The sequence below is a fragment of the Paenibacillus sp. PastM-3 genome (assembly GCF_029893965.1).
Lineage (GTDB): Bacteria > Bacillota > Bacilli > Paenibacillales > Paenibacillaceae > Paenibacillus_AQ.
The window spans coordinates 721,417-743,343 of sequence record NZ_JARXXP010000001.1; the positions used below are offsets into that span (position 1 = coordinate 721,417).

23 protein-coding genes are annotated in these 21,927 nt (G+C 48.5%); 6 read left to right on the plus strand and 17 right to left on the minus strand.

Going from position 1 to position 21,927, the window contains the following annotated elements; genetic code table 11:
- Positions 1 to 70: 70 nt before the first annotated feature.
- Positions 71 to 949 carry a LysR family transcriptional regulator gene (locus M2108_RS03250; protein WP_277467306.1) on the minus strand — a complete coding sequence of 293 codons (879 nt, stop codon included), beginning with the start codon at positions 947 to 949 and terminating at the stop codon, positions 71 to 73.
- A 127-nt stretch (positions 950 to 1,076) separates the two neighbouring features.
- Here M2108_RS03250 and M2108_RS03255 point away from each other — a divergent pair, with 127 nt between their 5' ends.
- Complete coding sequence (locus M2108_RS03255) at positions 1,077 to 1,979, plus strand: DMT family transporter (protein ID WP_277467305.1); 903 nt, start codon at positions 1,077 to 1,079, stop codon at positions 1,977 to 1,979.
- Positions 1,980 to 2,056: 77 nt separating this feature from the next.
- Here the strand turns inward: M2108_RS03255 and M2108_RS03260 are convergent, their stop codons facing one another.
- The gene (locus tag M2108_RS03260; RefSeq protein ID WP_277467303.1) at positions 2,057 to 2,824 is read right to left on the minus strand and encodes a stalk domain-containing protein; all 768 of its coding nucleotides are present in this window, start codon (positions 2,822 to 2,824) and stop codon (positions 2,057 to 2,059) included.
- Positions 2,825 to 3,059: 235 nt separating this feature from the next.
- Between M2108_RS03260 and M2108_RS03265 the strand changes: the two genes are divergently transcribed.
- Complete coding sequence (locus M2108_RS03265; RefSeq protein WP_277467301.1) at positions 3,060 to 4,070, plus strand: ABC transporter substrate-binding protein; 1,011 nt, start codon at positions 3,060 to 3,062, stop codon at positions 4,068 to 4,070.
- 23 nt (positions 4,071 to 4,093) lie between these two features.
- On the opposite strand, the gene M2108_RS03270 is transcribed toward M2108_RS03265, so the two are convergent.
- The 3 genes from M2108_RS03270 to M2108_RS03280 all read right to left on the minus strand — a co-directional run bounded on the left by M2108_RS03270 (position 4,094) and on the right by M2108_RS03280 (position 7,119).
- Entirely contained in the window at positions 4,094 to 4,864 is a 771-nt protein-coding gene (locus M2108_RS03270; protein ID WP_277467300.1) for a M15 family metallopeptidase, read from the minus strand.
- Positions 4,865 to 5,031: 167 nt separating this feature from the next.
- On the minus strand, positions 5,032 to 6,486 hold the full coding sequence (locus M2108_RS03275) for a DHA2 family efflux MFS transporter permease subunit (RefSeq protein ID WP_277467781.1): 1,455 nt from the start codon (positions 6,484 to 6,486) through the stop codon (positions 5,032 to 5,034).
- A 63-nt stretch (positions 6,487 to 6,549) separates the two neighbouring features.
- Positions 6,550 to 7,119, minus strand: a complete 570-nt coding sequence (locus tag M2108_RS03280) for a TetR/AcrR family transcriptional regulator (RefSeq protein ID WP_277467780.1) — start codon at positions 7,117 to 7,119, stop codon at positions 6,550 to 6,552.
- A gap of 204 nt (positions 7,120 to 7,323) precedes the next feature.
- On the opposite strand from M2108_RS03280, the gene M2108_RS03285 reads away from it, so the two are divergent.
- Positions 7,324 to 7,767: a DUF4395 domain-containing protein gene (locus M2108_RS03285; RefSeq protein WP_277467299.1), complete on the plus strand. Its 444-nt coding sequence runs from the start codon at positions 7,324 to 7,326 to the stop codon at positions 7,765 to 7,767.
- A gap of 26 nt (positions 7,768 to 7,793) precedes the next feature.
- Here the strand turns inward: M2108_RS03285 and M2108_RS03290 are convergent, their stop codons facing one another.
- The 7 genes from M2108_RS03290 to M2108_RS03320 form a co-directional block, all read right to left on the minus strand.
- Positions 7,794 to 8,132 carry a DUF6054 family protein gene (locus tag M2108_RS03290; RefSeq protein WP_277467298.1) on the minus strand — a complete coding sequence of 113 codons (339 nt, stop codon included), beginning with the start codon at positions 8,130 to 8,132 and terminating at the stop codon, positions 7,794 to 7,796.
- Positions 8,133 to 8,181: 49 nt separating this feature from the next.
- Positions 8,182 to 8,718, minus strand: a complete 537-nt coding sequence (locus M2108_RS03295; RefSeq protein ID WP_277467297.1) for a hypothetical protein — start codon at positions 8,716 to 8,718, stop codon at positions 8,182 to 8,184.
- A 79-nt stretch (positions 8,719 to 8,797) separates the two neighbouring features.
- On the minus strand, positions 8,798 to 9,769 hold the full coding sequence (locus tag M2108_RS03300; RefSeq protein WP_277467296.1) for an ROK family protein: 972 nt from the start codon (positions 9,767 to 9,769) through the stop codon (positions 8,798 to 8,800).
- A 199-nt stretch (positions 9,770 to 9,968) separates the two neighbouring features.
- Positions 9,969 to 10,754, minus strand: a complete 786-nt coding sequence (locus M2108_RS03305; protein WP_277467295.1) for an ABC transporter permease — start codon at positions 10,752 to 10,754, stop codon at positions 9,969 to 9,971.
- A 4-nt stretch (positions 10,755 to 10,758) separates the two neighbouring features.
- Positions 10,759 to 11,553: an ABC transporter permease gene (locus M2108_RS03310; protein WP_277467778.1), complete on the minus strand. Its 795-nt coding sequence runs from the start codon at positions 11,551 to 11,553 to the stop codon at positions 10,759 to 10,761.
- A 43-nt stretch (positions 11,554 to 11,596) separates the two neighbouring features.
- Entirely contained in the window at positions 11,597 to 12,652 is a 1,056-nt protein-coding gene (locus M2108_RS03315) for an ABC transporter ATP-binding protein (RefSeq protein WP_277467294.1), read from the minus strand.
- 75 nt (positions 12,653 to 12,727) lie between these two features.
- Complete coding sequence (locus tag M2108_RS03320) at positions 12,728 to 13,510, minus strand: GTP cyclohydrolase II (RefSeq protein WP_277467292.1); 783 nt, start codon at positions 13,508 to 13,510, stop codon at positions 12,728 to 12,730.
- 161 nt (positions 13,511 to 13,671) lie between these two features.
- Between M2108_RS03320 and M2108_RS03325 the strand changes: the two genes are divergently transcribed.
- The gene (locus tag M2108_RS03325; RefSeq protein WP_090715774.1) at positions 13,672 to 13,998 is read left to right on the plus strand and encodes a winged helix-turn-helix transcriptional regulator; all 327 of its coding nucleotides are present in this window, start codon (positions 13,672 to 13,674) and stop codon (positions 13,996 to 13,998) included.
- A gap of 199 nt (positions 13,999 to 14,197) precedes the next feature.
- Positions 14,198 to 14,410, plus strand: coding sequence for a hypothetical protein (locus tag M2108_RS03330; protein WP_277467777.1), 213 nt, complete (start codon positions 14,198 to 14,200; stop codon positions 14,408 to 14,410).
- Positions 14,411 to 14,528: 118 nt separating this feature from the next.
- Here the strand turns inward: M2108_RS03330 and M2108_RS03335 are convergent, their stop codons facing one another.
- A complete protein-coding gene (locus M2108_RS03335) occupies positions 14,529 to 14,843 on the minus strand; it encodes a hypothetical protein (RefSeq protein ID WP_277467290.1) in 315 nt (104 codons plus the stop codon).
- 222 nt (positions 14,844 to 15,065) lie between these two features.
- Here M2108_RS03335 and M2108_RS03340 point away from each other — a divergent pair, with 222 nt between their 5' ends.
- Positions 15,066 to 15,947: a glycosyltransferase family 2 protein gene (locus M2108_RS03340; protein WP_277467289.1), complete on the plus strand. Its 882-nt coding sequence runs from the start codon at positions 15,066 to 15,068 to the stop codon at positions 15,945 to 15,947.
- Positions 15,948 to 16,056: 109 nt separating this feature from the next.
- On the opposite strand, the gene nagE is transcribed toward M2108_RS03340, so the two are convergent.
- From nagE to M2108_RS03360, 4 genes are all read right to left on the minus strand, one after another.
- Positions 16,057 to 17,517, minus strand: a complete 1,461-nt coding sequence (gene nagE, locus M2108_RS03345) for an N-acetylglucosamine-specific PTS transporter subunit IIBC (RefSeq protein WP_277467288.1) — start codon at positions 17,515 to 17,517, stop codon at positions 16,057 to 16,059.
- Between the two features lie 47 nt (positions 17,518 to 17,564).
- Positions 17,565 to 18,071, minus strand: a complete 507-nt coding sequence (locus tag M2108_RS03350) for a PTS sugar transporter subunit IIA (RefSeq protein ID WP_277467286.1) — start codon at positions 18,069 to 18,071, stop codon at positions 17,565 to 17,567.
- Positions 18,072 to 18,093: 22 nt separating this feature from the next.
- A complete protein-coding gene (locus tag M2108_RS03355) occupies positions 18,094 to 18,960 on the minus strand; it encodes a PRD domain-containing protein (protein WP_277467285.1) in 867 nt (288 codons plus the stop codon).
- Between the two features lie 186 nt (positions 18,961 to 19,146).
- Entirely contained in the window at positions 19,147 to 21,927 is a 2,781-nt protein-coding gene (locus tag M2108_RS03360) for a CHASE3 domain-containing protein (protein WP_277467283.1), read from the minus strand.

Consider the following 21,927-nt stretch of genomic DNA (forward strand, 5'->3'; position numbering starts at 1 on the left):
CTCCTCCTTGAATGAATTCGCTTTCATATGAAACTTTTTATATTGTACCATAATTAGTCTGTCACTATCATCATCCCGGTTCCTGCCCTAGCCACTCCTGAGCATGCTTAAGAAATCTGCGTGTGGCAGGCGACGCATATTTCAGTGAATGTACCGCTATTCCCAGCGAACGAAAGCTGCGCTCCTCCAGCTCCAGCATGGCTACATTATGGTTCTGGCGGGTTATTATCATTTCCGGCAGAATGCTGATGCCCAGCCCGTTCTCCACCATGGCAATAATCGCCGAATCGTCGCCTACGGTAAATTTAATATTGGGCTTAATTCCCGCCTTGTCCAGCACCCGTCTCGCATCATAGTCGGAGCCCGGCTTCTGGATGATAAAGTCCTCATGAGCGATCTGCGCAAGCGGCATGTAGGGAGCATTCGACAGCGGGTGCTCCCTGGAGAGAATCGCGAGCATGCGGTCCTGCTTCAGCGGTAATACCTCGAATTTGTCCCGCGTCGGCAAAGAAATGAATCCGCAATCAATCATTCCCGACTCGATCCACTGTTCAATTTCGTAGTACCCTCCTTCCATCAGCTTGAACTCAATATATGGATATTCCTTGCGGAATTCCTTAATCATACCCGGCAGCCAATATACAGACACGCTGGTGAAGGTGCCGATCGTAATCGTTCCGGTCTCAAGCCCGTGAATATCGGCAACCTGCTGCTTAAGCTGCTCATTCCACTTGAGGATTTCCCGTATCGCCGGAACCACCTGCTCCCCATTAACTGTCAGCCTTACACCGGAACGGCTTCTGAGCAGCAAAGGGAAACCAAACTCATTTTCCAGGCTGCTGATGGTGTGGCTGATTCCTGACTGCGTAAAACCCAGCACTTCAGCCGCTCTCGTTAAACTCCCCAGCTCCACTACACTCAAGAACACCTCATATTTGTTAAGACTCATAAACATCAGCTCCTGTACCATCTATGAATATCTCTCATGTATCCCATGATAAACATTCAGTTAACTTATGTATTTGGCAGTATTATACTATACTCACATGATAAGAAAAAGGATGCTGATGATACGAATGAAGCCGCTTAAGGCCGAGCTGCTGCTCATAATGGTAACGCTGTTCTGGGGTTCCTCCTACATTTTTATGAAAATGGGCCTTGATTCTATGGGAGAGTTTAATCTGATCGCTCTGCGGTTTGGTCTCGCCTTTATACTGGCGGTAATTCTGTTTCATAAACGGCTGCGCGGCATCAATCTGCAGACGTTAAAATACGGGGCATTATTAGGGTTGCTGCTGCTCGGCGTGTTCACCTGCATCACCTTCGGTCTCCAGACAACCACAACCTCCAATGCCGGTTTTCTGGTTGCGCTGACCGTAGTGTTTGTGCCGCTGTTAGAAGTCCTTGTCTTCCGCAAAAAAGTCGCCCCGCCGCAGATTTTCGGCGCAGTTCTTGCCATCGCAGGCATCGGGCTGCTCACGCTGAACGGCTCACTGCATATCCAGCCCGGTGATTTCCTCTGCATTCTGGCCGCCCTGTTCTATGCCGTGCAGATTCTGGTCACGGCCAAAGCCGTTAAGCGCTGCGACTCCCTGAATATAGGTATTCTGCAGCTTGGATTTGCAGGCGGTTATGCACTTGTATTATCCGCTATATTTGAAGCGCCTGCTCTGCCTTCCTCCATGCCCGGCTGGATTGCTGTTCTGGCTCTCGGTATTCTCTGCAGCGCCTGCGGCTTCATCCTGCAGCCCGTTGCCCAGCAGTACACGACTCCGACACGCACCGGACTAATCTTTTCACTGGAGCCGGTATTCGCCGCTTTCTTCGGTTACTGGTTCGCGGGAGAACAGCTCTCGATGCAGGGCTATGCCGGTGCTGCCCTGGTAATGCTCGGTATAGTCGCTTCCGAGCTCCTGGGCAAAATGCCTGCAGCACCTCACCCGCTGCGCAGCTTCAAGAAGCGCAGGGCAGATTTATGAATTGTTACACGAACAGCCCCGGTAGGAAACCTCCGGGGCTGTTTTCTTAATATCCTATTCGATCAGAGAATGTGCACTTACTGCTGATCTGCCACAGCCTTCTCAGCCGCCGGCGCAAGCTTCAGACCGGTTAATTTACCGGTACTGTCTACAATCAGCGTCAATACAGCCTCTGACGCAGAGAAGGTCAGTGTGCTTTGAATAATAAATGTACCCTCTTTCCACTCACTGACAGCAGATTTAACCCCGAGATAATTCCCCGCAACGCCAGCAACCTGCTCCCAGTTCTGCCGGATCACCGGCAGGGCAAGAGCCTGACTGCTGCTGCCTCCGATATACCTTTTTTGCAGCTCCTCATACTGGCCTGTTGCAAGCAACGTAGTCACTGCTCCAGCTGTTACTTCAGGCGAATATATCTCTGCCCGATTATCTATAGGATTGTATCCGGCAACCAGTCCGATTGAGGTCAGAAAGGACAGCGGCACATACAGCCGTCCCTGTCTGGTTTCAATAGAGCCTTCATAAGATACCTTTTGCTTGTCGGCCAGTAAGATTTCCCGGCTGCTTAGCTTAAATTCGATCACTTCGTTTACACGGCTTAACTTTACCGTACCTGTACTTCCTTCATAAGTGATTTTGTACTTCAGCGCCTCAGCGACTTCCCTCAAGGGTACCCATACATTCGCACCGTTCTTGTAAGTAGACGAATCTGCCAGCTGCAGGGCTTGTCCGTTAACAACAACACTCAGGCTTCCTGCTGCTTTTGCCTCATTTACCGTCCATATCCCTGTTCCTGCTGCCAATAACAGAATACTAAGGATAACGGCTGCGACTCTGCTCTTCATCCCGATCACACCTCTCCTGTATTAGAATTATTATGCACGCTGCCTGCAGGGAATAGTCTTATAGTTAACAATAACCGATTCCCCGGCAGTAGTAACCTGTTTCGTGTAAAACAAGCTCAGGTAGAGTATTAAAATTCTATTCTTTAAGGGCGAGTGTATTGTGCAGAAGGGATAGATATGATAAATTCTTTACAAGTGATAATGATTATCATTATTAAATAGAAAGGGGTTCATCATGTCTACTTTGAAAAGGTACAGTTCATTGCTGTGCACCGCGATTCTCATTGTATTGCTGCTGGCCGCCTGCGGCAGCAACACCAATAACAGCTCGGAGGCTGCTAATGCACTGGCTACAGCAAATCCGGCACAAACCGCTGAACCTGCCCAGGCAACCGCAGCCCAGACTGCCGGCACCGGCGAAACCCGGAGCTTTACGGATGCCAAGGACCGCCAACTTGAGATTCCGGCCGGGCCGCAGCGTATAGTCTATATCGGCAGTGATCCCGGTGATCTGCTCGCCCTGGATGTGAAACCGGCCGGAGCCAGTCTCAGTGTTATCGGGACACAGGTCGCCTACCCGGATCTGCTCGAAGGGATCGAGGATGTCGGTTATCCCCCGTCACTTGAGAAAATAGTGGCTTTGAATCCTGACCTGATCCTTTTTAATGACTGGGATGAATCGGCTATTGAATCGGTTTCCGCTATTGCTCCGACGGTAGTAATCGGTGAAGGAGACACTTTTGAACGGCTGCGGCAGATTGCTGATGCACTGGGCAGACAGGATCTGGCTGAGCAGAAAATAACCGAATATGAAACCAAGGCAGCGGAGGTCAAGGATCAGCTGAAGCTGGATCTCGGCTCCGGAGACACGGCTACAATCTATCTTCAGCTCGGCAAGACGCTCTATGTTATGGGTCATCAGGGAATTTCAGTATCGCTGTATGATATGCTGGGCTTCAAGCCGTCCCCTAAAGTTCAGGAGTTGATTGACAAAGACGAACGGTTTGCGGAAATATCGGCTGAGGTTCTGGGTGAATATGCCGGAGACGAGGTGTTTGTACTCGGTGATGAGACGGCGGAAACTTCCGCCGCCCTAAAGGAATTAATGGATGGTCCGATCTGGAAGACCATTCCGGCGGTGAAGAAAGGACATGTGTACGTTACAGACAGTAAATGGAACTTTGATGACCTGATAACCCGGACACACCTGCTCGAGGAGCTGCCCGTGTTGATGGCAAAACAATAATCCTGCTGAATATCTAAGGAGTTCTACTCCACATTAAAATCAAAATAGGTAGCCGGATAAGGCTCATTAATCAGTGTAAAATGCCACCATTCCTTGGCATACGGCTTAAATCCCTGCCTGACCATAGCATCCTTCAGGATTTTGCGGTTCTGATGCTGGGCGGTATTGACCAATGAGGTATTATAATAAGAAATATCTCCAAAGAAATCATACGGGCTGCCCATATCCACTAGGCTGCCCGTTTTTTTGTCGGCCAGCGTCAGATCGATGGTACTGCCCCTCGAATGCCCCGATTTCTTGGAAATGAACCCCAGCTTGAACAGATTACGCTTATCAAGCTCAGGATAATACAGGGCCTTATTCTTAATATCTGAAGTATCAAGGGACCAGGCAACAAAACGGTTTACTGCCTTTTGCGGACGGTAGGCATCATAGATTCTTAGAATGTAACCTTTCGCGGAAAGATCATTACTTACCTTTTTCAGGGCATTTGCAGCTTTGGAGGTAGAGATAGCTAATGGTGCTTTATATCCGCTGACCGGTGCGCCGGTAAAATTATATTTGCCGTAATAGCGGATTTGATATTGCGCTTCCGGAATGACCTCATCGAGGTAGACGAATCCGGATGGCAGCTTGTCCTTCTTGACGACATTGTTGATTGCCGGTTTCCAAGCTGTATCCTGGCCGGTTGCGGCTTGTGCCGATGCCTGATTCGTAGTCAAAACGGTCAGCAAGGCTGCAAAGACAATCGGGCTTAACATAGTAAGCTTGTTCCTGTAAAATATCTGCTTCATGCCTTATGTTGCCCCTTCCTTTAACCTGTTGTGGCACTTCTAGGGCTAATCCCGTAACTGTAACTAGCATACGATTTCATTATAAAGTTGGTCATTTAAAAAAGACATATCCATTTAAGGATATGTCTTTAAAATTTGATTATTTTTAGTTACTTGCAAAAAGACGATTAGTGCATCGGTGCCTGAGTCTTATGTTGTACAACGACACGTTTAATGAAGAATGCTACGATCAGGCCGATAACTGCCATCACCATTCCGAATACAAAAGCATTTTGCACCCCATGGGTGAAAGCAGCCAGCGCATTCAGCGGATTCGTAGTGTCTGTTACTGTCTCCATGTAGCTCTTCGTACTGGAAGTCATGATGCTGACAGCGAGCGCAGTACCGATTGCACCGGCTACCTGCTGCAGCGTGTTCATGATCGCCGTGCCGTGAGGATAGTACTCCAGCGGCAACTGATTGATGCCGTTTGTCTGTGCGGGCATCATGATCATCGAAATCCCGATCATCAGCGCACTGTGCAGCACGATTACGAAAATAACGGTCGATGTAGCGGTAATGCTGGAGAAGAACCACAGCGATACTGCCACAACTACTAGCCCCGGAATGACAAGCCATTTCGGTCCGTATTTATCGAACAGACGGCCCATAATCGGTGACATCAGACCGTTGATAATACCGCCCGGCAAGAGCAGAAGACCTGCCTTAAACGCCGAGTAGCCCTGACCTTGCTGAAGATACATCGGAAGAATCAGCATGGCAGACAGAATGATCATCATACAAATAAAGATCATCAGTACCGCTACTGTAAACATCGGGTATTTAAAAGCGCGCAGGTTGATCATCGGCTGCTTCATTGTCAGCTGGCGGATCACGAACAGAACAAGGGCAATCACGCCGATGGCAATTGCAGCAATAACCTTGGTGCTGCCCCAGCCGCCTTCTTCACCGGCGCTGCTGAATCCGAATACGATACCGCCGAAACCGGCGGAGGAAAGAATAATGGACAGTACATCAATCTTTGGCTTGGTAACCTCAGAGACGTTCTGCATGAAGAGAATTCCGCTGATCAGAGACATTGCAAGGAACGGAAGTGACAGCCAAAAAATCCAGTGCCAGGTCAGGTTGGAGATCAGCAGACCGGCAATCGTAGGGCCAATCGCTGGTGCAACCATGATGACGAGACCGATGAGTCCCATCGCTCCTCCTCTTTTTTCAGGCGGGATAATGACCAGGATCGTGTTGAACATCAGCGGCAGCAGCAGGGCTGTACCCATCGCCTGCACCACACGTGCAAGCAGCAGGATCTCAAAAGACGGTGCCATAGCCGCAATAAAGGTTCCCACGATCGAGAAGCTGACCGCAGCTACAAATAGCTGTCTCGTTGTAAACCATTGCAGCAGCATCCCTGAAATCGGAACAAGGATGCCCAGGGTCAGCAGATAGGCGGTTGTCAGCCATTGTGCAGTTGATGCTGTAATTTGCAGAATATTCATTAAGTCTGATAGTGCGACATTCAGCGCCGTTTCACTGAACATGCCGATGAATCCGGCGAGCAATAAGGAAACAAGAATCGGAATTGTTTTGAACTTCTTTACCTCTGGTTGTTGCTTGCCTTGCATTGTTGCTTCCACTCTTGTATCCTCCTGATTTGTAAAGTTTCTCTCTGTCTGTCTTTCTGTTTGTTATCCCAGTATGGCGGGAATAACCTGTACCGCTGCAAGCAGCGGTTGTGTGCTCTTGTAAGTCAGCGCCTGAAGCAGCGCACCTTCATACAGCGAAACGACGACAGAAGCCTTGTCCGAGGCAAGCTGCTCATCGACGCCTTCTTTCAGCAGACTGTGCATAATCACATCCTGCCAGTCTTTAAAGACTGATTGACAGGCCGAGCGCAGCTCGTCACTGACACATGAGGTTTCTACGGCGACCCAGAAGCTGAACGGAACAAACCCTTCAAAAGAAGTCTCCTCAGCCTTCCTGGCCAATTCCAGTATGAAACCCTGTATCATCGCGGTTGTACTCGATTGTGTTTCTGCATAATGACTTAACAGCTGGGCAACAAATACACTTGTCCGGCTGATGCAGGTCAAAGCCAGCTCCTCTTTCCCGCGGGGAAAATAATAATAAAGCGATCCCTTGGGTGAGTCACTGTCTTTAATAATCTGATTCAGGCCGGTCGCGTGATAGCCTTGTGTAAAAAACAATCTTGAAGCGGTGTCCACAATCGCCTCACGCGTATTGTGCTTGTTCGACAGGCTCAACACTTCCTTTACCTTTTATAACAATCGGTCTATATAATAAACCATAAATTTAAACGATCTGTCAACAGCAAAAAGCTTCAATATTTAAATTTAACTGTACGTTTACATACTATCCAGAGGTTCAGTAGGATTTACATTGCCAGTTGAGGATTGATCAAGTATAATTTTATTATTCCTATACGAAAGGTGTGTAATAAAGTGGCAGAAACCGCTAAGCCCCGAGGAATTCCCAGACCTTTAGTCAAAACCAATCAGGCTTTTATCGTTATTTCCGTACTATTGACCTGGTTTACAGGCGCTCACTGGATTCTTGCATTGCCTCTGATTGCCGGCCTGTCCGGTTTATTGTTTGGATATAATCCGGTCATCAAGCTGGCCGGGACCTTTCTCCGGAAAGAACGTTCTTCATATCTGCAGGAGGATTGGGATCAGCAGCAGTTCAACCAGAGTATTGCGGTCTTCTGTCTGGCGGGCGGACTTATCAGTTACCTGGCCGGCTGGACTATCGCTGCTTATATCTTTACAGCAATGGTAGCAACTGCCGCAACAGTTGCCTTTCTCGGCTTTTGCATTGGCTGCTTCATCCATTATCAATGGAAGATGTACACGTACAGACGCAAACAGGCAGCATCGCACAAATAAATCCGTGCTCATGCTGCCTGTCTTTTTTATTCAACCGTATAATCGGACAAAAGCTTCGCTACGGATGCAGCGAAGCTTTTGCCTGCGCCCCAGTCCACTTTAAGGATCATACTGTTCGAGCTCCCCGCCGGTATAAGCCGGATGTTGCATATGCCCTGCAGATTATCGGCAATAATCACCATTGCCGCCTGGTTGCCGGAGCGGAAGTAATATCGTTCATACACCAGCGTTCCAATCATCCGCCCGTCACCTAAGTTGTTCAGCTCTTCATGCAGCAGCTCGGCGTCCGGACCCATCCCATCCTTTATGAGTGCCATAGCAACAGCCGGATTTACTGTTACATTTAATTGAAATTTATCCGCCACTTCTGATCACTCTCCAGGAAGTAATCTGGTTATGAACTGTCTTAGCTTGCTACTCTTCCCGCTCGGCTCCGGCCACATCCCAGCGGTGGCTGTACTTCGTTAGGCGCGGGTGAAGCTGCTGAGGTTCCGCTGACAGGATCAGGCGCAGTTTGACAATCCACTCCTCAAAAGATGAATACGAGGCAAACTGATTAGCAGTTTCAGGTGTCAGATACAAAAAGTACGGCGGCGGATACACATCGCTGATATGTCGGAGCGCTGTATCGAGCGGGGTGTACTTTTTCCGTTTGCCTTCGAGTGTCTCAATGGTGATATAGGTGCGACCCTGATCTCTTTTCCACTCGTGCAGCCGGTCTTCACGCTTGTAGTAGGAACGGACCGGCTCTTTGCTCATCCGTCTCACCGTCTCCTCATGCAGCGGGTACAGCACCAGCTTGGTGAACTTGCGTTCTGCCGCTGTATTAGCCGCTTCCTCAAGCTCCTGATCGGAGATATGCTCAAATGAATCGTAGAAAATCAAAGTCCCTTTGCGTTCCTTGGCCGGCGGCTCGTAGCCGTAAGGCACATGCTGAATGTCCCGTTTCATGATTACCCTCCTGCATATTCGTTGCCTACAGCATACCATGCCGGGGCTTTGATTCAAAAATGGCTATGCTGTGATTCTTTTATTCTCCGCCCATCCGCTGCTGCGCATACGCCGCAGCACCTAAAGTACCGGCCCGGCTGCCCAGCTCAGCCAGAACAATGTCACAGCAGCCGCCGGACAGCTTCAGGGCATGAGCATTTACGGTCTCCCTAACCGTGCTAAGCAGCCGGTCACCGGCCGCTGCCATACCTCCGCCGATGATGATCCGCTGCGGGTTGAGCAGATTAATAACATTGGCCAGCCCGAAGCCCAGCAGCTCTCCCGTCTCGTGCATAACCTCTACTGCCAGCGGATCATGAAGGTCATACGCTTCCGAAATCATTTTAGCCGTAATAGCTGCCTCATCACCGCCCGTCCATTCCTGAATGATACTCCCTCTTCCGGCCGCCAGCTTTTCTTTAAAAGTATTCGCCATCCCTACTGCGGAGACGTAACGCCCCAGACAGCCGGAGCTGCCGCAGCGGCAAGGGCGCCCTTGTCTGTACATATTCATATGCCCGATTTCACCGGCGCTAAAGGTTGTTCCGTACAGAACTTTGCCGTCATGCACAATACCGGAGCCAAGCCCTGTCCCCAGTGTAAGCAGCACCAGATTGCTGCAGTCCCGCCCGGCTCCATGCAGCCATTCCCCGTACAAATTGACCCGTACATCATTGTCGATAAAGACCGGGAAGCTGTAGTGCTGCTTCATTTCATTTACAATATGCACCTGCTCCCATCCGGGAAAGTTCGGGGAGAAAATGGACAACCCCTCCTGCGGGTCCAGCAGGCCGGGAATTCCCATACCCATACCGCGAATCTCCTGGAGTGAAATGCTGTTATCAACTGTAAGCATGTTCACTCCCAGCCTGATCCGTTCAAGGACATGCGCCGGCCCTTGAGCCGCTTCTGTTAATATAGATAATTCCTTGACTGGTGTAAATTCAGTATCATATAAACCAGCCTTGATATTTGTTCCGCCCAAATCAACACCTATGATATAACTGTTCATCTCAGATCAGCCCGTCCTTTTTAGCATAATGTCATAATTATGTATTACATACTTTATTATGGGCTTTAACTTTTACTGCAGTTAGTATTTTTATCGCATCCCGGTAGTATGATCTGATGATTTTATATAGAGAATTTTGTGCATGCAAAAAAAGCAGACGGATGATTTCTCATCCGCCTGCCTCAAAGAAGATTTTGTATTAGGAGCCTGCTCCTTTATACCGCTTAACTCCGTAATTCCAGCATACAAGCCCAATGCAAAGGAATACGGCCCCGACAACCGGCGTCAGAATAGCCATCCCCCTCATCTCATCCCGCTGCAGGAACAGGGCTGCAGGATAAATTCCGACAAAAGCAAAAGGAATAATCCAGGTAAGCAGCACCTGAATCGCCCGGTTGTAGATGGTCACTGGATAACGTCCGTAGTTCTGGATGTTATACATCAGCGGTAGAATGCCGGTCGGCGCATCCGAATAAAACGACAAAGACGTCAGTGCCGTATAAATACCGGTATAAATCGCTACCGCACTCAGCGTAAGCACCAGCAGCGCCGGAATCGTCCACCACTCAAATGGCAGTCCGAGATTAGCCCCGCTGATCGCCATAATGACCAGTCCGATGAACGAGCCAATCAGGGACGGCGGGTCTACATTTTCCAGCAGGATCTGAAACAGGTTGTGCGCCGGACGTGTCAGGACACGGTCCATCTCGCCTTTAACGATGTAACGCTCACTGAAATTCCACATATTCACGAAGCAGCTGAAGACGCCGTAAGGAACCATAAAGAAGCCATAGACAAAGACAACTTCATTCTGATTCCAGCCGCCCAGACTTTCCGTATGCATAAAGATGACCATGATAAAGATAAAGTTCGTCGCCTGGAACAGCAAATCCGAGATAACCTCTACCCAGAAATCAGCGCGGTAGGTTAACCGGGTTTTCATATAATTTTTGATATATTCCCATAACAAGCCTAAATGATACATCTGCTTAGCCCCCCTGCACGAACAGCCGCTTGCGCGCCGCATAATAAAGCCAGACAATCGGAATCAGCAGCACCAGGAACCAGAAGACCTGAATACCGAGTACATTCCAGATGCCCACCCCTTGTACGCGTCCTGTAAAAACAGAGCCCGGAAGGTATGTAATCGCCTGAAACGGCAATACATTCAGCACAGAGGACAACCAGCCCGGAAACAGGCTGATCGGAACGATCAGACCGGAGAAGAGATCGACAATGACCCGCTTCATCCGCATTACACCCTCATTATTTTCCACAAAAAAAGCGCTCAGCCCGGTGATCACATTAATCTGTGAACTGATCAGGAAGCTGAAGAAGAGCATGACCAGAAACCCAATCCAAGCGGCTGGATCTGTCGGGAGCTCAACCGGAAAGAGCAGAATCGCCACAACCATTCCCGGAATCATCAGCATCAGGAAGCGGAACAGGCCTTCCCCGAGCCCCTGCATCATTTTGACGAGCACATAGTTATACGGACGGATGAACTGGATCGCGATGCTCCCGTCACGGATATCTGATGAAATCTCCCGGTCAAGGTTATTGAAATAGAAGGCTCTCGCCATCCAGGAGACGGCGACATAGGTGGTCATCTGCGCGCTGGTAAAGCCGCCCAAGGATTCACCCCCGCCGTAAATGGCCTTCCAGGTGAAGTAATTGACTCCGATATTTAACGTATAGATCAGGATACCTGAATAATAATTAACGCGGTAAGCAAGCATGGTCAAAAAACGGATGCGGATAAAATCAAAATAGGCTCCCAGCAGCAGCAGTTTCCCGTTCTCCTGCGTACTGCCGGCCTCTAGAGATTTAGACATGTGCCGCCTCTTTCTCTTCCTGCAATGCCGCGATTTTGTCCTCCGGTTTGTCTGCAGAGCCGGACTGATAGATACTGCGTACAATCTCATCCGTATTGGTCTCGATAATTTTGATGTCTGTAATATCCGCTGCTCCGACCACACGGGCCAGCACATCCGAAACGTTCAGCTCAAGCGGAATCCACACCTTGGCACCCAGATCGTTCTCCGCAGTCCAGGTGACAGGCATTCCCTCTGTCCATTGTACGAGCTGAGCCAGCCTGGTAGCTGCGCCGAACTGGAACTGCACCTCACGTCCGGTTCCCCAGCGCTGCTTCAGCTCCTCAAGACCGCCGTCATAAATAATCCGTCCGTCATCCAGCATAATGACCCGTGAGCAAAGGGCTTCTATATCCTGCAGATCATGGGTTGTCAGCAGAATTGTGGTGCCGTGCTCGCGGTTCATATCCTTGAGGAAATCGCGGATTTCCGACTTCACGACGATATCCAGGCCAATGGTCGGCTCGTCCAGAAACAGAATGGACGGGTTATGCAAAAGCGCAGCGACCAGCTCGCAGCGCATCCGCTGTCCAAGACTCAGCTTGCGGACCGGCCGGTTGAGCAGCTCCTGCAGCTCCAGCCGCTCGACAAGCTCATCCAGCCGCTTTTTAAAATCATGCTCCGATACTCTGTATACTTTACGCAGCAGCTGAAAGGATTCAATAACGCCGATGTCCCACCAAAGCTGGCTGCGCTGGCCAAATACAACGCCGATGTTCTGAACAAACTTCTCGCGTTCCATATAAGGAACAAATCCGCCTACTGTCACTTGGCCTGAAGTCGGGACAAGAATGCCCGTGAGCATCTTGATCGTCGTCGACTTGCCTGCCCCGTTCTCCCCGATGTAGCCGCAGATTTCACCCTCGGGAATCTTGAAAGAAATATCTTTAACAGCGGTAACCTCGGAATACTGCCGTTTAAACAAATCAGCGAAGGCCCCTTTGAGGCCCTCGCGGTTTTTTTGGACTTTAAATGTTTTGCGCAAGTCCTGCACTTCAATTGCGTTCATAGAGTACCTCGCTAAGCTATAAGTTGGGTTCAGTTCTCCATTATAATGGACAGAGCCGAAAAGCACTACCCCTCATTATTTAGCGACTCTTCCTTCAAAAAAATCAGCCGTCTTCAATGCCTCCAGATGCCCGGAACGGGTTACCTTGGTCCGCAGGTACTTTTCGTTAAAGACGGACACATCTCCCCACAGCGGAATCCGTTTACCGGTATTCATTCCGGCCGCCTTCAAAGCCTCAAGCTTCTTCGGATTGTTCGTGATCAAAGTGACCGGTTTGCTGCGCAGGTGCTGCAGAACGCTGATCGCATCGCTGTAATCACGTGAATCATCGGCAAAGCCCAATTCCAGGTTAGCTTCTACTGTATCATAGCCTTCCTCCTGAAGAATGTAGGCCATTGCTTTGCTGAACAGCCCGATGCCTCTGCCTTCATGGTTAGCCAAATAGAACAGCGCCCCGGAGCCGTGCTGTGCGATCATCTTCATCGATTGGCGCAGCTGGAATCCGCAGTCGCAGCGCTTGCTTCCGAAAATATCCCCGGTATGGCAGATGCTGTGCATCCGGATCAGGGCCTCGTCCGAATCTTCAAAATCACCATATACAAGCACACTCGACTGCTGCGCATCAGCAAGCTTAAGCGAGGACAGCCGGGAGATCAGCATCTCTGTTGCTTCCTTCGTATCGCCCTGCTGGAGATCTTCATCAGTTGCATTCAGCCAGCTGTACCATTTAAAAGTAACCGTCTCTCCGTCCAGATTGACAGGCAAGGTAATCGGTCCGACCAGAATGTTGGTATTGTCATTGTTAGTAATCCACTTGATTTTATTCTGCAATATAGAAATGATATCCGGTTTAATCATAATTGCACCGTCCTAAAATTTAATTATTAAAATTCGCTGTAGTAACTATTTGTAAGTTAGTTTATCATTGTAATATAACTTCGTCAAGTTATAATATATATTTAAATATTTATAATTACTTATTGTAAGTTTATGATATAATGAATGCAGAGGTGAGCTAAATGAATGAGTTCGAGATGTGTCCCCGCTTTGAGAAGGCGGTAGATGTTCTAAGCAAACGCTGGGTCGCACTGATCGTATTTGTATTAATGCAGGGCCCCCGCCGGTTTGGTGAAATTGAGGGTTGCCTGTCTAATCTCAGCGGTAAGGTATTATCTGACCGACTGAAGGAAATGGAGAATGAAGGAATCATTCAGCGGACAGTATATCCCGAAATGCCGGTGCGCATTGAATATTCCCTGACTGCCAAAGGCAATGCCCTGGCTCCGATTCTGGGAGAGATCAGCAGCTGGTCCTCTGAATGGATTGAGCTTGGAGTCAAGCAGTGAGCCCCGCTTTTGAAGCAGATAAGCGCCCTTTTTGAACCGGATTCCGGCTCAAAAGGGCGCTTGTTTATGTAATCATGCATTTATCTCAGTCAGCAGCAAACTGTACATAGCGGTATTAAGTATCCCCATAAATGCAATCTGCAAGGTCTGAATATTCATATTTGTGCAAACCATTAAACTAGGAAAGGTGGAAACCGCAATGGAAAAAATGTGTATGGAAATGATGATGAACATGTGTATGGAAGACATGATGGCCAAGATGAACACAATGAAGTTGTGCATGGAAAAGATGTCAGAAATGAACATGATGGACATGGATATGGACATGATGATGAAGAAAATGCAGGACTGCGATGAAATGATGACAATGTGTATGACAATGATGCGTGAAGGAATGCAAATGTCTAAATAAGCATTGAACATGGTTTGTACGGCTGAAGTGAATCCGCTGCATTCACTTGACCTGAATATTCGTAAGTCCTGGCAGAGCAGACTAACTGCATGCCGTTTTTTTATTTATACCTGATTGTTTATCTAATCTTGATATAACGCTCCTGGATCTGCTTGGCCAGGGTAATCCGCTCCAGCTTCAGCTCCCAAATCTGTTCTTTCCAGCGGTAGCTGTCCCCCGACGCTTCATCCTCCCTTAGCTTATCGAACAATTCCAGCAGCTGCAGATTAATATGATCGAACCGGCTCCACAGCTCACGAACGTGCTCTTCTGTTGTCTGCGCTTCAGAGGCTGCGTTAAAATTCTTAATTCTTTCAATAATGTCAGCCTGCCACTGCCCATCGTTAATTGACTTGGCGTAGTTTAGCAGATCCAGATAATCATCAATTGACATGGGTACCGACTCCTTAATCCTTATATACCAAGTATTATACTCGGTATTATAGATATTGCAATAGCTCTGACTAAAAAAGCAGGGCCAGCTCTGATTTGTTCATTTATGAATGGTATAAGAAAACAAGACCTTTGGGGAAATGCCTTTTTTGATTCCTCCTATCGCATCCCGGTGTTCCTCATCATAGTGTAATCCGAGACAAGTTTTTAGGAGGAATGCCAGGTGCCCAGAGTTTCAGTAATTATGCCTGTCTATAATAATGTTATGTATTTACAGGATGCTGTTAATTCAATCTTGCTACAAACGTTGAGTGATCTTGAGCTGATCATTATTGATGACGGATCAACTGACGGATCAGCGGGCATCATTCATGAAATAAAAGATGCCAGAGTAAAAAAGATATTTCATTCTGTAAATATGGGAATAGTCACTTCTCTGAATCAAGGGCTCGACCTGGCCCGGGGAGAATATATTGCCCGTATGGATAGCGATGATGTTGCAGCCCTAAACCGCTTGGAGGTTCAGGCTTATTTCATGGACCAGAATCCCCACATCGATATTTGCGGGACCGGATACACAACCAATTACCTCGGGCCAGTCAAGTTAAATCCTCAGCGCCACGAAGAGATTAAGGTCTGGCTATTATTTTATTCCTGCCTGCTTCACCCTTCCGTGATGATGCAGCAAAGTTCAATAGACCGTCTAGGAATAAGGTATGATCATGATTATCCTCATGCAGAGGATTATGAATTGTGGAACAGGCTTTCCTCAACCGCGCAGCTCGCAAATGTTCCTCATAATTTAATGTTCTATCGGCCACATGAAGGCCAAATATCCAATAAACACCGCATTGTACAAAACAATTCTGCACGAAGAATCCGTCTTAAAACCATTTCTCAGCTGGGTATTCAATTATCGGATGAGGAATACGAACAATTGGCCAAACTGGCCGAGTTTAGAGTAAATTTTGAAGACTATGAGGAGTATCGGACAGCAGCAGGATTTGCAAACTGGCTGATTGATCAAAATCGGCAGTACCGGGTATTCGATCAGGAGCTATTTCAAATGGCTCTATCCAGATGCATATCAAGAGTTCCATACTAAAAACATCAGATCTGATAATAATAACCCGCCGGGCATAAGCCTGACGGGTTATTATATGGCCCCGGAAACAGCAGGGCCGGTATTATTTATCTTCCCTGCTGTACTTCTATTACATCAGCTTTTTAATATCATCCTTAATCTGCTCGGATTGCGGACCGAATACAATCTGTACCGCACCCTGGCCGAGCCGCATAACCCCTGAAGCTCCCAGCTGTTTCAAGGCTGCATCTTTAACCGCCTTGTCATCATTAACATTCAGCCGCAGCCGGGTAATACAAGCATCAATTGTACGGATGTTGGAAGGCCCGCCGATATTCTCCAGAATCTTTGCTGCCCTGGAAGATGCCGACACAGTACCTCTTCCGCTTCCGGCAGCAACCTCCTGCAGATCATCTTCCAGATCATCTTCACGTCCCGGTGTCTTCAGGTTAAACTTAACAATGATGAAGCGGAACAGCACATAGTAGAGCACGAAGAAGGCAAGCCCTACCGGAATAAGGATCCAGGCGTTAGTAGACTGCTTCATATTCACCAGGTAGTCGATCAGACCGGCGGAGAAACCGAAGCCCAGCTTAACGTCGAGCACATACATCAGAAGTCCGGAGAGACCGGTCAATACCGCATGCACTACGTACAGGACCGGTGCAACGAACATGAATGAAAATTCCAGCGGCTCAGTAATCCCTGTCAGGAAGGACGCAATTGCCGAACCGATGAAGATGGAAGCGACAACCTTGCGCTTTTCCGGCTTGGCAGTATGAATAAAGGCCAGTGCCGCACCCGGTAGGGCAAACATCATAATAGGGAAGAATCCTGTCATGAACATTCCGGCTGTTTTGTCTCCGGCAAAGAAGCGGGTAAGGTCACCATGCACAATTTCTCCTGCCGCATTGGTGAAGTCACCGATCTGGAACCAGGCAATGGTATTGATGACATGATGCAGGCCGATAGGGATCAGCAGCCGGTTCGCAGTACCGAAGACGAATGCGCCAATTGCCCCCAGGCTGACTACCCAGTTCCCGAAGTCACTGATTACATCCTGGACCGGGCTCCAGATCATACCGATGAATACGGCAAGCACCATCGTGGAAGCCGCAGTGATGATCGGTACAAACCGCTTGCCGGCGAAGAAGCCGAGCCAGTCGGGCATTTTTACATTATGATATCTCTTGTACAGGAAGGCAGCCCAGGCACCGGCAAATATCCCGCCCAGCACCCCCATGTTCAATACGACATCATCATTAATGAAGGAGAACTGCAAAGGTACAATAGCCAGCACTTTGGTAAGCACCATATAGGCAATCAATGCCGACAGCGCAGCAACAGCATCACCGGCAAAACCGATCGCAACCCCGATGGCAAAGATGAGAGCCAGATTACCGAAGATCGCACCTGCGCCGGCGTTCAGGAAGGGAGCTACATACTGGTTCAAAAACCCTCCGACCACACTGCCAAACGGCAGATCCTTTTCATAATTAATCAGCCCGAACCCCTGCAGAATCGCAGCCGCCGGCATTGTCGCAACCGGTAGCATCAGAGACTTGCCTAACTTCTGTAGAAAAGCCAACATAATACAATCATCCCCTTAGATCATAGTTGCTATTGCTCTATATGTCGTTACTGTGCTGCTACTTTCAAAATCAGGTCTTTCCCCGCTGTAACCTGTCCGTGCAGGCACTCTACTGCCGGCGGTGTCTCCTCCATGCTGGTGACAATCACCGGAGAAATCGTAGCAAGGCCGGCTGCACGGATTGCTTCAAGATCAAACTCGATTAATAATTGTCCGGCTTTTACATGGTCGCCTGTAGCAGTATGACTCTGAAAACCGCTGCCCTTAAGGCTGACCGTATCAATTCCGATATGTAGCAGTAGCTGCAGACCGGAAGCGTGTTCAATAATCAGCGCATGTCCGGATTTCACGATATGGGCAATTTTTCCGTCAAAAGGTGCATACAGCTTGCCTTCCGCAGGCTCAATCGCAATCCCGTTGCCCATATGTCCGCCGGCAAAGGTATCATCCGGTACCTGACTCAGGTCAACCGCCTGCCCGCTCAGCGGGGCATTAATTTCTATGAATTGCACAGTACGCTGCTCTTCTTTTTTGGATCTCCATCTGGAAAACATCCGCACCACTCCTCTCATGCTGTTATTTATTTTTCTCTATGGTCTGGAACAGCCGGTGCAGGTGCATCGCCAGGAAGCATAGCTCTTCTTCGGGAACCTGTACCTCCAGCCTGCTCTGGATAACTTTCCCCAGCTTTTGCGCCAGCTTGTATTCCGTTCTGTATTCTTTCTTAATATGCTTGACGAACGGATTGTCAATTAACGAGCCCTGCAGGATCCGTTCCAGTGAAAACCGCAGATGGATCATCAGCCGCACATGATTCATGCTGCCGTGCTCGAAGGTGATTTTTTGTTCGGTCCTGATCTGCTCCAGCAGCTCATTAACCATATTCGATACCTTCACCAGCTGTCCGACCGGTACATTGCTGACCGCTGAATAGACATGATAAGTCAGAAAGCCGACTTCATCCTCCGGAATCTGTACATTGAACTCGGCACTGATTTTACCCGCTGCTTTGAAAGCGATCTCAAATTCCTTGGGGAACGTCATTTTGGTTTCCTGCAAGAAGGGATTGATGATATCCATACCGCTGCGCAGACGGTAGATGGTAAACTGGATATGGCTCGGGAGCGCCAAATAAATCTTGTCGTTTAACTTGCCGGGAAACTGACTGGTGATATCTCCGATAATCTCATCGGTAATCTTCATTACTTTTGGATCGATATCTTCCAGCAAAATCTGATACTGGCTCCATTCCTCCCGGTCTTCCAGGCGGAACAGCTTCTCAATCCGCTGATCATTAACCTCAATCGCTCCGGTATCCTTGACTGCGAAACCGATGCCTTTGCCGATAATGACATATTCCTTGCCGTTCTTGCTTCCCTGCACCATAACAACATTGTTCCCGATTACCCGCTGCACTAGAAAGGTTTCGATTTCCCGCGACAAGTTCTCCCTCCTTCCCCTAATCTTCAGAAATTTGGCAACAAAAAAAGCCAAGAACCGCCTCATATAAAATGAAGACAATCCTTGGCTCATGCCCTTAGCAGGTAACACGCCGTTTGTTATAAATGATCATTTATGAGCTAATCATAAATCATAGTCCATATTCCGTCAATGGTAATTTTAGAAAAGTCAAGCCGGGCCGCCGGGCTGTATATCCCCGGGATTAATCAGCCTGCACATCCGTGTGACAGCATCCTGTATCAAAATCGGTTTGCTTATGAAATCGGATGCTCCTGCTGCAAGGCATCTCTCCCGGTCTTCCTTCATGGTCCTGGCCGAGACCGCAATGATTGGAAGCTCCCTGAGCAGCAGCTCCTCACGGATAATGGACAGCGTATCATAGCCATCGAGGTTCGGCATCATAATATCCAGCATGACAATATCAACCTCAGGCTGATCTCTGACGATCTGCAGGCATTCATAGCCGTTCTGTGCCGTCAGGATGTTCATCTCATATGGAAGCAAGCCATTCTCAAGGGCATAAATATTACGCAGATCATCATCGACGATCAGCACCGTCCGGCCATGCAGCTTCTCATATTCTCTTTCAAATAACATGCTGTCATTCAGAACCTGCTCCTGTGCGCGGGAATGGGTTGTATTCCTCTCACTCGCGGCTGCTGCGGGATAACATGCTCCAACCGGTTTTTGTACATTATCAGACTCCTCCTGAAGGTATGGAAGATACAGGGTAAATGTGCTGCCCTTCCCTTCCTCACTCTGCAGAGTAATATATCCGCCAAGCAGCTTAGCGAGCTGAAGGGAAATGGATAAGCCCAGTCCAGTACCGCCGAATTTTCGTGCAGTAGTGCCGTCTGCCTGCCTGAATGCTTCAAAGATAAGCTCCCGGTTAGCTTCCGATATTCCGATCCCGCTGTCGGTAACTGCAAAGGCCAGCATCTCCACCGGACCGCTGTCCGGTTCATCTGGCCGGTATTCGGTACAGCTGATTTCTACCCGGACAAAGCCTTGCTCTGTGAATTTGAAGGCGTTGGAGAGCAAATTTCGCAGAATCTGATGCATGCGCATTTCATCCGTAAAGAACAGATCAGGCACATTGTCATCCAGGTGCACCGTAAACTCCAGCTGATGCTGGGCGGCCGTTTTTTCAAAATAACCGGTAAGGAGCGCTGGCAATTCGGTCAGATTAACCGCATCCATTTCAACCATCATTTTACCTGCCTCCACCTTGGAGAGGTCAAGAATATCGTTGATCATGGCCAGCAGATCACTGCCGGAGGAATGGATAACCGAAGCATACTCCAGTTCCTCTTCCGTTAAAGAATTGTTGCGGTTCTCAACGAGCAGCTGGGACAGGATCAGCATACTGTTAAGCGGCGTGCGAAGCTCGTGGGACATATTGGCCAGAAATTCACTTTTGTAACGCGAACTGAGCTCCAGCTGCTTGGTGTATTTTTCCAGATCAACTGCAGCATTCTCGGCTACAGATTTCTGGTTTTCCAGCTCTCTGTTGAGATCCATCAGTTCACTGGTGTGATTCTGCAGTTCTACCGTCTGTACTTGAAGCTCCTCCGACTGCACCTGAAGTTCCTCGGACTGCACTTGAAGCTCCTCGTTCATACTCTGGGAATCCTGGTATAGTGACTGTATTTCCATTCGGGTCATAACGGAATTTAGCGATACACCCAGGGCATTCAGCAGCTCATACAACAGCTCCACATGATGGGAAGGCCATTTGGTTAAGGAAGCGAACTCTACCACTGCAAGGGTCTTATTCTCAAAAACAACCGGGGCAATCACTGCAAACCTTGGTGCAGTCCGGCCCAGCCCGGAGTTAATGCTGATATAATCTTCAGGAAGATCTCCAATGAACATAACCTCCCTGTCAACAGCGCACTGTCCGATAAGTCCTTCACCGGCTTGTATCTGTAAAGCTCCGTAAGGGGTGTCCGCATCTGCACTTCCCGCGTAGGAATACATCCTTTTGTAAACCGCCCTCTTGTTTTCTTTCTCCTTATTCAGGATATAAATGGCCCCGTACTGAATCTCAAAGGCCGTTGCCAGTTTGTTGACAAAAGTTCTGCTCATAACTGAAAGGTCCGTTGTTTCCTGTAGAATGATAGAGGTTGAAGCAATCTGCTCCGTACACCATTGGTCAACCTGTACCTTGTCGAGCAGTCTGTTCGTAGCTTCGCCAAGATCATAGACTTCATCCATGGTTTTGACTTTGAGCCTCTCGGACATATTGCCCCCGTCAGCGATACTGTTGATTGCCTGAATGACATGCTGCAGCGGCCTCACGATACTCACAGAGAGCAAGGAGGTAATAAGTACGGCCAGCAGCGCCACAAGTGCCCATAAAATATACATTGTGGTAATCAGCTTGTGATTACTTTCTTTAAGTATATCAATCCGTTCACTGGTCAGCTTGCGCTCATTATCACGAAAATAATCTGACTGGATGCGGATAGAGTCAACCACCGACTTGCCGGAATCATTCTGAAAATACTCCGCAACTTCCTCATCCCGGCCGAGCTGCTTCAGATGTACCACATATTGCCCGGCTTCCTGAATCCATTTTTCAATATCGCGTTTAATATTTTCGAGGTTCTCTATCTGATTTGGGTTATCGGTTATAAGGGCTTTAAGCATTGAATAATTTACAGTCCATTCAGACAACCCGCTGTTAAAAGGCTCCAGATAGCTGGCGTTCCCTGTGAGTGCAAAACCTCTTTGTCCCGTTTCCATATCCAGTACATTTTTTTCAATCTGGTATGTAAGCTCGTGTACTTCAATATCATGATCACTTAAATAAACGGTCTCCTGTTCCAGATCGGTGATCCGGCTGGAAACGATCACAAGGAACAGACCCAGCATTACAAGAATCACAATATAACCGAGGGCTATTTTACCGCGGATATTTAAACTCCTAGTCTGCTTAGTAAGCAA